The following is a 12,084-nucleotide window of genomic DNA, read 5'->3' on the forward strand; positions in this document are numbered from 1 at the left end:
CGTGTTTGACGGGGCGCTTAAGATCAAGATCAAAAACCAGAGCAGGGCAAAAGCTGAATTATCGTTTTGCCAACCAGTAATCATGCAGCTCCCGCGCTGCCGGTTCGATTTCGCTGACGCGTTGCTGGTGTGCTTGCACATCCAGGTCGGCCGGGAGTTCGAAGTTGTCTTGTTCGGCGCACCAGGAGATTTTTTCCAGCAGTGCAGCTTGTTCTGCCGGCAGTTCCGGCCAGTTGCCGATGGCAGCGCCGCGGATGTAGCCAAAGCACCATTCTTCGGCGAGGGTCACGGGGTGGCCTTGGTGTTCGGTTTCGTCGAAGCGGGCGTTGAAGCTGTTGGCGTCGCTGGACAGTTGTGCGGCCAGGGTGTTGAGGTGGCGCACGCACAGTTCGAGGAAGCTTTGCGCTTCGTCCATGTTGTCCCATTCCGGGTTCTGGCCGCCCCAGATCGCGGGGAACCACTCGGCCACGTCCACCTGGACCGGGCTGGAGACCAGCGCGGTGAAGTAGCCGTCGAGTTCGGCCAGGTTCAGCACCGAGTGGTCGTCGCCGTACTTGAGCAGGGTGTTTTCGATGAACTCGAATTCGGCGGGGGTGAGGGGTTGGGCGTGCATGGGGCATATCCTTTAAACGTCGAACGCCGCGAATGGGCGGCTTAAAGCGCGAAGGATGGCGTGTGTGCGGGGTTTTATCCAGCATTTTCCCAGTGGTTGCACAGCTTGCTGACGCACATCGAGCCGACTACTGCGAGGATGATCGGCACCAGGAAGTCATGGTCGATGCGGGTGAATTCCGCCACCAGCACAATCGCGGTCAACGGCATGCTCATGCTGGCGGCCAGGAAGGCGGCGGCGCCGATGATTGCGAATGCGCCCAGCGGCACGCCAGGCCACACCAGGCTCCAGGCGCCGCCGAGGAGGGTCGCCAGCAAGGCGCCGTTGGCCAGGCCGGGGGTGAGCAAGCCGCCTTCGGCGCCGGCGCGCAGGCTGCTGGTGGTGATCAGGACTTTAACCACTAGCAACAATGCCGCTAGCCCAATCGTCAGTTCATTGTCGAAACCCAGCTGCGCCGGGCCTTTGCCATTGCCGAGGATTTGCGGCAATACCATCGCCAAGCCGCCGATGATCGTGAAGTTGATCAATGACAGCACTGGCAGGCGCCAGCCCCTGGCGGCATTCGCCCGCGCCTTGCCAGTGAGCTGCATGAAAGCGTACGCCGCCACGCCGAAGACCGGGCCGCAGACCACCGCCCAGGCGATCAGGGCAGGGTTCAACCCAAAGTGCGGGACCCCATATTGCGATTGCGCACCCAACCCGATCCACGCCACCGACGCTGCAATCGCCGAGGTCGCCAACGCAATCACCGCCGCTGGCCAACTGAATGCGCCCACCAGCACTTCCAGCACAAACACCGCGCCACCCAACGGCACGTTGTACACCGCCGCCAGGCCCGCACCGGCGCCACAGGCGACGATCAAGCGATGCATCTGCGGGTCGAGTCGCGCGCGCTGGGATAACCAGGTGGCGACCAACGCACCGACTTCCCGTGGTGCCACTTCACGGCCCAGGGGCGAACCCAGGGCCACGGTGATGATCTGCAGCAAGGCGTGGGCGAGGGTGGTCTTGGGCGGCATGATCGGCATCTTTTCCGACACCGCTTGCTTGATGCTCACCAATGGCCGGCCATAGCGATAAATCACCCACCAGCCCACTCCCGCGACCAGGCCGCATATCACCAGCACCAACAGCCGTCGCTCAGGTGCCACCGCCGTCACACCCAGCAGGAAGGTTTCATGGCTGACCAGGCTGTCCAGGCTATAACCGTAGGCCAGGTGCTGAATGCCATGCAGCAGCAACGCCAGCAACATCCCGCCCAACCCGGCGCCGATGCCGGTCAGCACGACCACCAGGGCGAGGATCAAGGATGAGCGAAACGGGGTCGGCATAGGCGGCTCCAGGCAATGGCCCTGATTGTATAGCCGATAAATCGACGGCCCTGGATGAAATGTATCGGCGCTGCATGAACCGCGCGGCCACAACATTCCATTACCTTTGCCCGTCCCGTTTTTGGCCGATGTGCCGTCGCGTTCCCTTGTTATAGTTCGGGCCTTATCACTCGCCAGTCAGGGATCACTGCCATGTCCGAATACCAAGCTTTCGTCGTCGAACTCACCGGCAACGTTGCCCATGTGCAGATCAACCGCCCGGAAAAGATCAACGCGATGAACGCGGTGTTCTGGACCGAAATCATTGACATCTTCCAGTGGGTCGAAGACACCGACGCCGTACGCGCCGTGGTGCTCAGCGGTGCCGGCAAGCATTTCTCTTCCGGCATCGACCTGATGATGCTGGCCTCGGTGGCCAATGAATTCGGCAAGGACGTGGGCCGCAACGCGCGCTTGCTGCGGCGCAAGATCCTGGAGCTGCAAGCCTCGTTCAATGCCGTCGACAACTGCCGCAAGCCGGTGTTGGCGGCGATCCAGGGTTACTGCATCGGCGGTGCCATCGACCTGATCAGCGCCTGCGATATGCGCTACGCCGCCGAGGGCGCGCAATTTTCCATCAAGGAAATCGACATCGGCATGGCCGCTGACGTCGGCACTTTGCAACGCCTGCCGCGCATCATCGGTGACGGCATGCTGCGGGAGCTGGCTTACACCGGCCGTCAGTTTGGCGCTGAAGAGGCGCGCAGCATCGGCCTGGTCAATCGGGTCTATCCCGATCAGGACAGCCTGTTGGCCGGGGTCATGGACATCGCCCATGAAATCGCCGCCAAATCGCCGATTGCGGTCACCGGCACCAAGGCCATGATCAGCTACATGCGTGACCACACAGTCAATGATGGCTTGGAATACGTTGCCACCTGGAACTCGGCTATGTTGCAATCCAACGACCTGCGCGTGGCCATCGCGGCCCACATGAGTAAGCAGAAACCCGAATTCGTGGATTGACTGACATGACCCCAGGCTGGATTACCACAACGCTGCTGGACAACGACACCCCCGGCGGCTGGGCCGTCGCCCGCAGCCGCGACGGCTTTTTGCATGACACCAACGGCCCGCTGTTCCCCCGGGAATGGCTCAAGCGCCAGAATTTGTCGGTGTTCGCCGAACACGGCATCGGCCACCTCGACGGCGAGCCGGTGTACCTGCTGGAACTCAATGCTTCTACTGAAGTGCCGGGTTGCAGCTGGCAGGGGCTGCGCGGCTTCATGCTGCAAGGCGATCACACCCTTTACAAGGTGCTGGGCTACGCGGCGCAGATCGGCACCTGGGCGCGGGAACACCGGTTTTGTGGGAGTTGCGGCCAGGCCATGGTCCAGGTACCACGTGAGCGTGCGATGCATTGCCAGGCCTGCGATTTGCGCAGCTATCCGCGTATTTCGCCCAGCATGATCGTGCTGGTGACCCGTGGCGACGAGATCCTGCTGGCGCGTTCGCCGCGCTTTGTCACGGGGGTGTACAGCACGTTGGCGGGGTTTGCCGAGCCGGGCGAGTCGGCCGAAGACTGCCTGATCCGCGAGGTGCGCGAGGAAGTGCAGGTGGAGGTCAAGAACATCCAGTACATGGGTAGCCAGTGCTGGCCGTTCCCGCATTCGATGATGCTGGGCTTCCATGCCGAGTACGCCGGCGGTGATATCGTGCCCCAGGCCGACGAGATCGAAGACGCGCAGTGGTTCAACATCCACGACTTGCCGCCGCTGCCGGCGTCACGGTCGATTGCGCGTTACCTGATCGACCTCTACCTGGCCCGTCGTCTAGGCCACGCTGAACCAGTGCTGCCAGGCTAAGCGCACGGTCAGGCCAAGGACCACGGTGATGAACACCGGGCGAATGAATTTGGCGCCGCCGCTGATTGCGCTGCGTGCGCCAAAGAACGCGCCACACATCACCGACACGCCCATGGCCAGGCCGACGATCCAGTCCACCGAACCGTTGATGATGAACACCGTCAGCGCCGCCGCGTTGCTGACGAAGTTCATGCTGCGCGCCACGCCGCTGGCTTTCACCAGGTCGATGGGGTGCAACAACATCGTGCTCACGGTCCAGAACGCCCCGGTGCCGGGGCCGGCCACGCCATCGTAGAAGCCCAGGCCGAAGCCTTGGGTGGATTGCCATTTCTTCTTGATCGGCGCATCGGCGTCCAGCGGCGCCTTGGGCGTGCCACCGAACAACAGGTACACACCGCAGGCGAACACAATCACCGGCAGCATCTTGTTCAGGGTTTCAGCGGGCAGGTAATGGGCGACCACGGCGCCGGTCAACGCACCGATCAACGTGCCGACGATGGCATGCACCCACTGGCGCGGATGGAATAGCTTGCGCCGATAGAAGGTGAAACTGGCGGTGGCCGAGCCAAAGGTGGAACTGAGCTTGTTGGTGCCCAGTACCAGGTGCGGCGGCATGCCAGCGGTGAGCAGCGCAGGGGTGGTGAGCAAACCGCCACCGCCGGCGATGGCGTCGATGAAACCGGCGATAAAGGCGACAACCGCCAGGATGGCCAGGGTGGTGAGGTCTACGCTGAGTTCGAAGGGCATGGGCAGGGCTTATTATTGGCAGGGTGCGCAGCGAAGGGGCTGGGCGAAAGGCCGCCATCTTACTCGCCCGCCATACGCAAATCCAAATGTGGGAGCGGGCTTGCTCGCGAATGCGGTGTATCAGTACCCAATGTACCGACTGACAATCAGCATTCGCGAGCAAGCCCGCTCCCACATTTTTAACCGTGACGCTTCTCCAGCCACTCCAACGCCGTCCGCCAGATACAAATCCCCAGGAAATACGCCGACATCACTGACCACAAGCCAAACGTCCACGGGTTGGTGTTCGGGTAATCCATCACCATCAAGAAGCTGCACAGCAGCCAGATCGTGGTTACTGCGATGTTGATCGGCATGAACCGTTTCACCCGGAACGGGTGCAGGAATTTCATCGGCGTCACAGTCAGCAGGGCCAGGCCGATCACGGTGAGCAAGGTGACCCAGGCTTCCGGCTGGATGATATAGACGCACAAGGCCACCACATTCCATGCGGCGGGGAAGCCGACGAAGTAGTTGTCCTTGCTCTTCATGTTGACGTTGCAGAAGCAGAACAGCGACGACACCAGGATCACCGACACCGTGAAGAGATGGGTAAAGTCCGGCAGGTCGATATAGCGATAGATAAACAGAGCGGGGATGAACACGTAGGTGAGGTAATCGATCACCAGGTCCAGCACCGAGCCGTCGAAGCTCGGCAGCACCGTGCTGACATTCACCCGTCGCGCCAGTGAGCCATCAACCCCGTCCACCACCAATGCCAGGCCCAGCCACAGCAGGCAAGCCTTGGGAGAGTTTTCCAGCAGCGCCAGGGTGGCCAGGAAGGCCAATACCACACCGGTGGCGGTAAAGCCGTGGGCGCCCCAGGCTTTGAGTCTGGCTACATGCAGGGTCGATATCACGGGCGGTTCTCCAAAAGGTGAAACAGGGCAGCCGACGACGTGACGCCGTCGAGTCTGGCCGGGGAATGCAGGTATCGACCGGGAAGGGGGTAAGAAGGTTCACCACCCCGGTGTATCACTTAGCGTAGCAAGCGTAAGACGTTTCGGCATCAGCCCTGGCGGAACACCAATGCCTTTAAGCCACTTCGCACGTCAATATCAGGAAATTCCGGCGGGTTTTGCAGGCGCTCGACAAAACGCAGGCCCGGTGCCTCGCGGGTGACACCGTCGATCAGGAAGTCTTCGCCGAAGGCCGGGTCATTCATGCACGCCAATACGGTGCCCTGTGGCGTGAGCAGGTCCGGCAGGCGGCGCAGCACGCGCTGGTAGTCCTTGGTCAGCAGGAAGCTGCCTTTCTGGAAGGAGGGCGGATCAATGATCACCAGGTCGTAGGGGCCGTTGTTGGTAACTTTGGCCCAGGACTTGAACAGGTCATGGCCGAGGAAGCTGACGTTGCTCAGGTCATGACCATTCAGTCGATGGTTGTCGCGACCCCGGCTCAGGGCGCCACGGGCCATGTCCAGGTTCACCACGTGGTCGGCGCCGCCTTCGATGGCCGCCACCGAGAAGCCACAGGTGTAGGCAAACAGGTTGAGAACGCGCTGGCCCTTGGCCTGCTCGCGTACCCAGTTGCGGCCGTAACGCATGTCGAGGAACAGTCCGCTGTTCTGTTTTTTACCCAGGTCGATCAGGTAGCGCAGGCCGCCTTCGGTGATGGTCAACTCGTCGACAGGGTCGCCCGACAGCCATTCGGTGGTGCTTTGCGGCAGGTAACGGTGTTGCAGGGCGATGGTGTACGTACCGAACTCGGTTTGCAGCAAGTGCTTCAAGGCGTCCAGCTGCGCAGCGTCCGGCTCCTTGAACAACGCCACCAGCAGCACGCCTTGCAACCAGTCCACCGTCAGTTGCTCCAGGCCCGGCCAGCAACGGCCACGGCCGTGGAACAGGCGGCGGGTTTCAGCCGGTGGGGCTGCCAGGGCGGTGAGCAGGTGGGTGTGCAGGGTGGCGAGTGCGTCTGGGGTCATCGTTAAACGTCGGTCGTTGAGCGGGCGGCATTTTAAACACAATTGCGGGCTATCGTCCTGCTTGAGCATAACGTGCTGGCAAAAACACGATTGGCAGTGATTCATGCTCAAAATTCAACGGCGTGCGCCTGATAACAGGCAAAAAATCCTCCCGCACCGACATAAACTGGAAAAAAAGCCCGGAGGTGCCCATGAACGGTTTCACGAATGCGGTGATGGATCAGCAAGAGTTGGATGAGTGGCGCGACGCCCTGGCGTCCCTGGTCACTCACGCCGGCCCCGCGCGGGCGCGGCAGATTCTCGACCTGCTGGCCCAGGACGCCAGTGCGCCGCCCATCGACTGGAAACCGCGCCATGGCACGCCCTACATCAACAGCATCAGCGTGGCGCAGCAACCGGCATTTCCCGGCGACCTGGCTACCGAAGAGCGTCTGGCCTCGTTGGTGCGCTGGAACGCCTTGGCCATGGTGGTGCGGGCCAACCAGGCCTACGGCGAGCTGGGTGGTCATATCGCCAGCTACGCCAGCGCGGCGGACTTGTTCGAAGTCGGTTTCAACCACTTTTTTCGCGCCCGCAACGAGGGCTTCGGCGGAGATCTGGTGTTCTATCAGCCGCATTCCGCGCCCGGCATCTATGCACGAGCCTTCCTTGAAGGCCGTTTGAGCGAAAACGACCTGGCCCACTATCGCCAGGAAATAGGTGGGCCCAAGCAGGGCGCACGCGGCCTGTCCAGCTACCCGCACCCGTGGCTGATGCCGGATTTCTGGCAGTTCCCCACCGGTTCCATGGGCATTGGCCCCATCAGTTCGATCTTCCAGGCGCGCTTCATGCGCTACTTGCAGCACCGCAACTTGCAGGACACCACCGACCGCCACGTGTGGGGCGTCTTCGGCGACGGCGAGATGGACGAGCCGGAAAGCATGTCGGCCCTGACCCTGGCCGCCCGCGAAGGCCTGGACAACCTGACTTGGGTGGTCAACTGCAACCTGCAACGCCTCGACGGCCCGGTGCGTGGCAACGGGCGCATCATTGATGAGCTGGAGGCGTTGTTTGCCGGTGCGGGCTGGAACGTGATCAAACTGGTGTGGGGCTCGGACTGGGATGCGTTGCTGGCCAAGGACGCTGACGGTTCGCTGGTCAACACCTTGTCCAACACGGTTGACGGTCAATTCCAGACCTTCGCCGCCAAGGACGGCGCCTACAACCGCGAGCACTTCTTCGGCCAGAGCGAGTCCCTGGCCCGGCTGGTCGACGGCATGAGCGATGAGCAGATCGACCGCCTCAAGCGCGGCGGCCACGACATGGTCAAGATCCACGCCGCCTACCATGCCGCACGGCGGGTCAAAGGCAAACCCACGGTGATCCTGGCCCAGACCAAGAAAGGCTTCGGCATGGGCGAAGCCGGGCAGGGCAAGATGACCACCCACCAGCAGAAGAAGTTGGACCGCGATGCGTTGATCGCCTTCCGCAATCGCTTCCAGTTGCCGCTGACCGATGAACAGACCGAATCCCTGAGCTTTTTCAAACCGTCCGAGGACAGCCTGGAGTTGCGCTATCTGCACCAGCGCCGCACAGCGTTGGGCGGCTACGTGCCCAGTCGCAGCCAGGTCGCCGCCCCGGTCAGCGTGCCGGCCGTATCGGGTTACGCCGGCTTCGCCACGGCAGCCGACGGCAAGGAAATGTCCACCACCATGGCGTTCGTGCGCATGTTGACCAACCTGCTCAAGGACAAAGCGCTGGGGCCGCGCATCGTGCCGATCGTGGCGGATGAAGCGCGCACGTTTGGCATGGCCAACCTGTTCAAGCAGATTGGCATCTACTCCAGTGTCGGCCAGCGTTACGAGCCGGAAGACATCGGCTCGATCCTCAGCTACCGCGAAGCCACCGACGGGCAGATTCTGGAGGAGGGCATCAGTGAAGCCAGCGCCATCAGTTCCTGGGTCGCGGCGGCCACCAGTTATTCGGTGCATGGCCTGCGCATGTTGCCGTTCTACATCTATTACTCGATGTTCGGCTTCCAGCGCGTCGGCGACCTGATCTGGGCCGCCGCCGACCAACGTGCGCGTGGCTTCCTGCTTGGCGCCACCGCCGGGCGCACCACCCTGGGTGGCGAAGGCTTGCAGCATCAGGACGGCAGCAGCCATCTCACCGCGGCCACCGTGCCCAACTGCCGCGCCTACGACCCGGCGTTCGCCGGGGAATTCGCGGTGATCCTCGACCACGGCATGCGCCAGATGCTGGAACAGGATGTGGACGAGTTCTACTACGTGACCCTGATGAACGAAAACTACCCGCAGCCAAGCCTGCCGGAAGGGGTTGAAACGGCGATTATCAAAGGTATGTACCGCCTGCAAGGCACGACCAATGCCCAGGTGCGCCTGCTCGGGTCCGGCACGTTGGTACGCGAGGCGCAAGCGGCGGCACAGTTGCTGGCGGACGATTGGCAGGTGACGAGTGAAGTGTTCAGTGTGACCAGTTTCAGCGAGCTGGCGCGGGATGCGCGGGAGGTGGAACGCTGGAGCCGGCTGCACCCGCAGGCCGCTGCGCGGATCAGCCATGTGCAGGAATGCTTGCCCAAAGGCGCACCGGTGATTGCGGTGTCCGACTATGTGCGGGCCGTGCCGCAGATGATTGGCTCTTACCTGGATTCCAACTACACCGTGCTGGGCACCGACGGCTTTGGGCGCAGCGATACACGGGCGGCGTTGCGGGATTTTTTTGAGGTGGACCGCCATCACATCGTGCTGGCGGCGCTGACGGCGTTGGTAGAGCAGGGCCGTCTGGAGGCGCGGGTGTGCCAGGAGGCGATTGAACTGTACGACTTGCAGACGGAGCGTGATCCGTCTTGGATCGCCTGAACACAGAGATCAACTGTGGGAGCTGGCTTGCCTGCGATAGCGGAGTGTCAGTCAACCAATGTTCGGTTGATACATCGCTATCGCAGGCAAGCCAGCTCCCACATTGTTAAGGGTTGTTAGTTATACGGTGGCGATCAGGGCCGGGCCGAATGCTTCCTTTAAGAACCCCGGCGCGATATACCGCTCGTAATGCGCCTCGGACAGCAGGAAAAACTCCCGGTCAATCGCATCCCGCAGATCCGCCAGGCTGCGCTCGCGAAACTCCGGCAGCAACGCCAGCCCGTACGCGTCCAGCTTGGAAATCACCCGCGCCCCCCGGGCAATCAGCTGATACGCCCAGCAATACGCCGACTGGTGCGGCATGAAGCGGATCTTGCGCGTCTCAAGTTGCTGACGCAGCAACTGCGCATCAAACACCTCCAACTTGCTGGCCATGACCTGCACCAGCAATTGCTCCAGGCGCAGCCACACCGCCTGTTTCTCGTCGGAGTTGTAGCCGTTCCACTGGATCACCTCATGGTGATAACGCTTGCAGCCCCGGCAGACCAGGTCCCCGTAAACGGTGGAGCACAGGCCGACGCAGGGGGTCTTGATGGTTTGATTGGGCATAAAAAAACATCGACAGGTGAAACAACACGGCCCCAGAAGGGGCCGTCTTTATATCAATCCCAGCTCAGCGCGCCGCCAGTCTGGTACTCGATCACACGGGTCTCGAAGAAGTTTTTCTCTTTCTTCAAGTCCATGATCTCGCTCATCCACGGGAACGGGTTAGTCGTCCCTGGGTATTCTTCTTTCAGACCAATCTGCGACAGGCGACGGTTAGCGATGAACTTGAGGTAGTCCTCCATCATCGCCGCGTTCATACCCAGCACACCGCGCGGCATGGTATCGCGCGCATATTCAATCTCCAGCTGAGTCCCTTGCAGGATCATCTGGGTCGCTTCTTCCTTCATCTCGGCATCCCACAGGTGTGGGTTTTCGATTTTGATCTGGTTGATCACGTCGATACCGAAGTTCAGGTGCATCGACTCGTCACGCAGGATGTACTGGAACTGCTCCGCCACGCCGGTCATTTTGTTGCGACGGCCCATGGACAGGATCTGGGTGAAGCCGCAGTAGAAGAAGATGCCTTCCAGCACGCAGTAGTAGGCGACCAGGTTGCGCAGCAGCTCTTTGTCGGTCTCGACGGTGCCGGTTTCGAACTTCGGATCGGAGATCGAACGGGTGTATTTCAGGCCCCAGGCGGCTTTTTTCGCGACCGATGGGATCTCGTGGTACATGTTGAAGATCTCGCCTTCATCCATGGCCAACGATTCGATGCAGTACTGGTAGGCGTGGGTGTGGATCGCTTCTTCGAAGGCCTGGCGCAGGATGTACTGGCGGCACTCCGGGTTGGTGATCAGGCGGTACACGGCCAGCACCAGGTTGTTGGCCACCAGGGAGTCGGCGGTGGAGAAGAAGCCCAGGTTGCGCATGACGATGCGACGTTCGTCGTCGGTCAGGCCTTCGGGGTTTTTCCACAGGGCGATGTCGGCGGTCATGTTGACCTCTTGCGGCATCCAGTGGTTGGCACAGCCGTCGAGGTACTTCTGCCAGGCCCAGTCGTACTTGAAGGGTACGAGTTGGTTGAGGTCGGCGCGGCAGTTGATCATGCGTTTTTCGTCAACGGCGACGCGGGCGGCGGAGCCTTCAAGCTCGGCGAGGCCTTCGGCGACGTCGAGTTTGTCGAGGGCGGCCTTGGCGCGGATGATCGCGGCGGAGTCGTTGGCGGTCACGTTACGGGCTTCCAGCGCGGCGGCGGCGCCGGCACCGTCGAGACGGTCCATGTTGGCTTCGCTGGCGTGGCCGGCGTTGGCGCCCTTGATCACCGCTGCACCGGTGTCTTCGTTGTCGACTTCATCCCAACTCAGCATGGAAATGCTCCTTCCTGGTATTCGAAAAATAAGTGTTTTTGCAGGCTTCAAGGCATTGAAATACTGCGCATAGTGTGGTCGGTAAATACCGATACTGCACACTATGTAGTGGTCTGTTTTGTTTGTGGGCACACTATATGGTGTGTAATAACGATGGTCAACGCACAAGACGACCGCCATCGTCGCAGGGGGTATGAGCAAAACTCACCGCCCCATGACTTTTAATGGTTACGGCCGCTTTCCTACCCAGTGCTAAAAATTCGCCAACCAGCTCCCCATAACAACAACGAGCGTTTGCGCAATGAAAACACTGGATCTCTACATCGGCGAAGGTTTCGAAGGCCCGGGCGTCAACGCGGCCCACATCAACATCCTGATCGGCCCACGCAACGGCCCGGCGGGCCAGGCGTTCGCCAATAGCCTCGCGTCACCAAGCCAGGGCCACTGCCCGTTCATGGTGATTGCCCAACCGAACATCCCGGTCAAGCCCATGACCCTGTACGTCAACAAGGCTGAAATCAGCAGCGATTTGCACGGCAACGCCACCTGGGGCGCGTCCCAGGCCGGTATCGCCAAGGCGGTGCTGGAAGCCCTGCTCGACGGCACCTTGCCGCCGGAAGCCGAAGACGAGTGGGCCATCGTCACCGCGAACTGGGTCAACCCAGGCTGCGATGACCTGGATGCCGTGTACCTGAACAACTACAACGCCTGCCGCACCGCGATCCGCGCCGCCCTGACCGGCACGCCGTTCACCGCGCAATTGGCCGACGTGGTCAACCACATCAGCAACCCTTTCTACACGCCAAAGGCCTGAG

11 protein-coding genes are annotated in these 12,084 nt (G+C 61.4%); 4 read left to right on the plus strand and 7 right to left on the minus strand.

Annotated elements, in window-relative coordinates; translation table 11 throughout:
* Nucleotides 1-58: 58 nt before the first annotated feature.
* Together ACP7BX_RS25820 and ACP7BX_RS25825 are read right to left on the minus strand one after the other, a co-directional pair.
* Nucleotides 59-613 carry a UPF0149 family protein gene (locus ACP7BX_RS25820; protein WP_426132084.1) on the minus strand — a complete coding sequence of 185 codons (555 nt, stop codon included), beginning with the start codon at nucleotides 611-613 and terminating at the stop codon, nucleotides 59-61.
* A 74-nt stretch (nucleotides 614-687) separates the two neighbouring features.
* Complete coding sequence (locus tag ACP7BX_RS25825) at nucleotides 688-1,944, minus strand: chloride channel protein (protein ID WP_426132083.1); 1,257 nt, start codon at nucleotides 1,942-1,944, stop codon at nucleotides 688-690.
* A gap of 192 nt (nucleotides 1,945-2,136) precedes the next feature.
* Between ACP7BX_RS25825 and ACP7BX_RS25830 the strand changes: the two genes are divergently transcribed.
* Together ACP7BX_RS25830 and nudC are read left to right on the plus strand one after the other, a co-directional pair.
* A complete protein-coding gene (locus ACP7BX_RS25830; RefSeq protein ID WP_033898316.1) occupies nucleotides 2,137-2,949 on the plus strand; it encodes a crotonase/enoyl-CoA hydratase family protein in 813 nt (270 codons plus the stop codon).
* Between the two features lie 5 nt (nucleotides 2,950-2,954).
* Nucleotides 2,955-3,788, plus strand: a complete 834-nt coding sequence (gene nudC, locus ACP7BX_RS25835) for an NAD(+) diphosphatase (RefSeq protein WP_426132082.1) — start codon at nucleotides 2,955-2,957, stop codon at nucleotides 3,786-3,788.
* Here the strand turns inward: nudC and ACP7BX_RS25840 are convergent.
* From ACP7BX_RS25840 to ACP7BX_RS25850, 3 genes are all read right to left on the minus strand, one after another.
* Nucleotides 3,756-4,535 (minus strand): TSUP family transporter, encoded by a 780-nt coding sequence (locus ACP7BX_RS25840; RefSeq protein ID WP_033898325.1) that lies wholly within the window; start codon nucleotides 4,533-4,535, stop codon nucleotides 3,756-3,758. The genes nudC and ACP7BX_RS25840 overlap by 33 nt on opposite strands.
* A gap of 179 nt (nucleotides 4,536-4,714) precedes the next feature.
* Nucleotides 4,715-5,434, minus strand: coding sequence for a phosphatidylcholine synthase (gene pcsA / locus ACP7BX_RS25845; protein ID WP_269133981.1), 720 nt, complete (start codon nucleotides 5,432-5,434; stop codon nucleotides 4,715-4,717).
* Nucleotides 5,435-5,583: 149 nt separating this feature from the next.
* Complete coding sequence (locus tag ACP7BX_RS25850; RefSeq protein ID WP_426132081.1) at nucleotides 5,584-6,498, minus strand: class I SAM-dependent methyltransferase; 915 nt, start codon at nucleotides 6,496-6,498, stop codon at nucleotides 5,584-5,586.
* A gap of 191 nt (nucleotides 6,499-6,689) precedes the next feature.
* On the opposite strand from ACP7BX_RS25850, the gene mdeB reads away from it, so the two are divergent.
* Nucleotides 6,690-9,356 carry an alpha-ketoglutarate dehydrogenase gene (gene mdeB / locus ACP7BX_RS25855; RefSeq protein ID WP_426132080.1) on the plus strand — a complete coding sequence of 889 codons (2,667 nt, stop codon included), beginning with the start codon at nucleotides 6,690-6,692 and terminating at the stop codon, nucleotides 9,354-9,356.
* A 120-nt stretch (nucleotides 9,357-9,476) separates the two neighbouring features.
* On the opposite strand, the gene ACP7BX_RS25860 is transcribed toward mdeB, so the two are convergent.
* On the minus strand, nucleotides 9,477-9,965 hold the full coding sequence (locus ACP7BX_RS25860; RefSeq protein ID WP_426132079.1) for a DUF1289 domain-containing protein: 489 nt from the start codon (nucleotides 9,963-9,965) through the stop codon (nucleotides 9,477-9,479).
* 53 nt (nucleotides 9,966-10,018) lie between these two features.
* Complete coding sequence (locus ACP7BX_RS25865; RefSeq protein WP_005788524.1) at nucleotides 10,019-11,269, minus strand: ribonucleotide-diphosphate reductase subunit beta; 1,251 nt, start codon at nucleotides 11,267-11,269, stop codon at nucleotides 10,019-10,021.
* A gap of 301 nt (nucleotides 11,270-11,570) precedes the next feature.
* On the opposite strand from ACP7BX_RS25865, the gene fae reads away from it, so the two are divergent.
* On the plus strand, nucleotides 11,571-12,083 hold the full coding sequence (gene fae, locus ACP7BX_RS25870; protein WP_033899609.1) for a formaldehyde-activating enzyme: 513 nt from the start codon (nucleotides 11,571-11,573) through the stop codon (nucleotides 12,081-12,083).
* Nucleotide 12,084: the final 1 nt, after the last annotated feature.

The organism is Pseudomonas sp. DWP3-1-3b3 (assembly GCF_049896305.1).
Taxonomy (GTDB): Bacteria; Pseudomonadota; Gammaproteobacteria; order Pseudomonadales; family Pseudomonadaceae; genus Aquipseudomonas; species Aquipseudomonas azotoformans_A.

Coding starts and splice junctions, on each gene's coding strand:
- ACP7BX_RS25820 (WP_426132084.1), bottom strand. CDS start 613: ATGCACGCCCAACCCCTCACCCCCGCCGAATTCGAGTTCATCGAAAAC.
- ACP7BX_RS25825 (WP_426132083.1), bottom strand. CDS start 1,944: ATGCCGACCCCGTTTCGCTCATCCTTGATCCTCGCCCTGGTGGTCGTG.
- ACP7BX_RS25830 (WP_033898316.1), top strand. CDS start 2,137: ATGTCCGAATACCAAGCTTTCGTCGTCGAACTCACCGGCAACGTTGCC.
- nudC (WP_426132082.1), top strand. CDS start 2,955: ATGACCCCAGGCTGGATTACCACAACGCTGCTGGACAACGACACCCCC.
- ACP7BX_RS25840 (WP_033898325.1), bottom strand. CDS start 4,535: ATGCCCTTCGAACTCAGCGTAGACCTCACCACCCTGGCCATCCTGGCG.
- ACP7BX_RS25850 (WP_426132081.1), bottom strand. CDS start 6,498: ATGACCCCAGACGCACTCGCCACCCTGCACACCCACCTGCTCACCGCC.
- mdeB (WP_426132080.1), top strand. CDS start 6,690: ATGAACGGTTTCACGAATGCGGTGATGGATCAGCAAGAGTTGGATGAG.
- ACP7BX_RS25860 (WP_426132079.1), bottom strand. CDS start 9,965: ATGCCCAATCAAACCATCAAGACCCCCTGCGTCGGCCTGTGCTCCACC.
- ACP7BX_RS25865 (WP_005788524.1), bottom strand. CDS start 11,269: ATGCTGAGTTGGGATGAAGTCGACAACGAAGACACCGGTGCAGCGGTG.
- fae (WP_033899609.1), top strand. CDS start 11,571: ATGAAAACACTGGATCTCTACATCGGCGAAGGTTTCGAAGGCCCGGGC.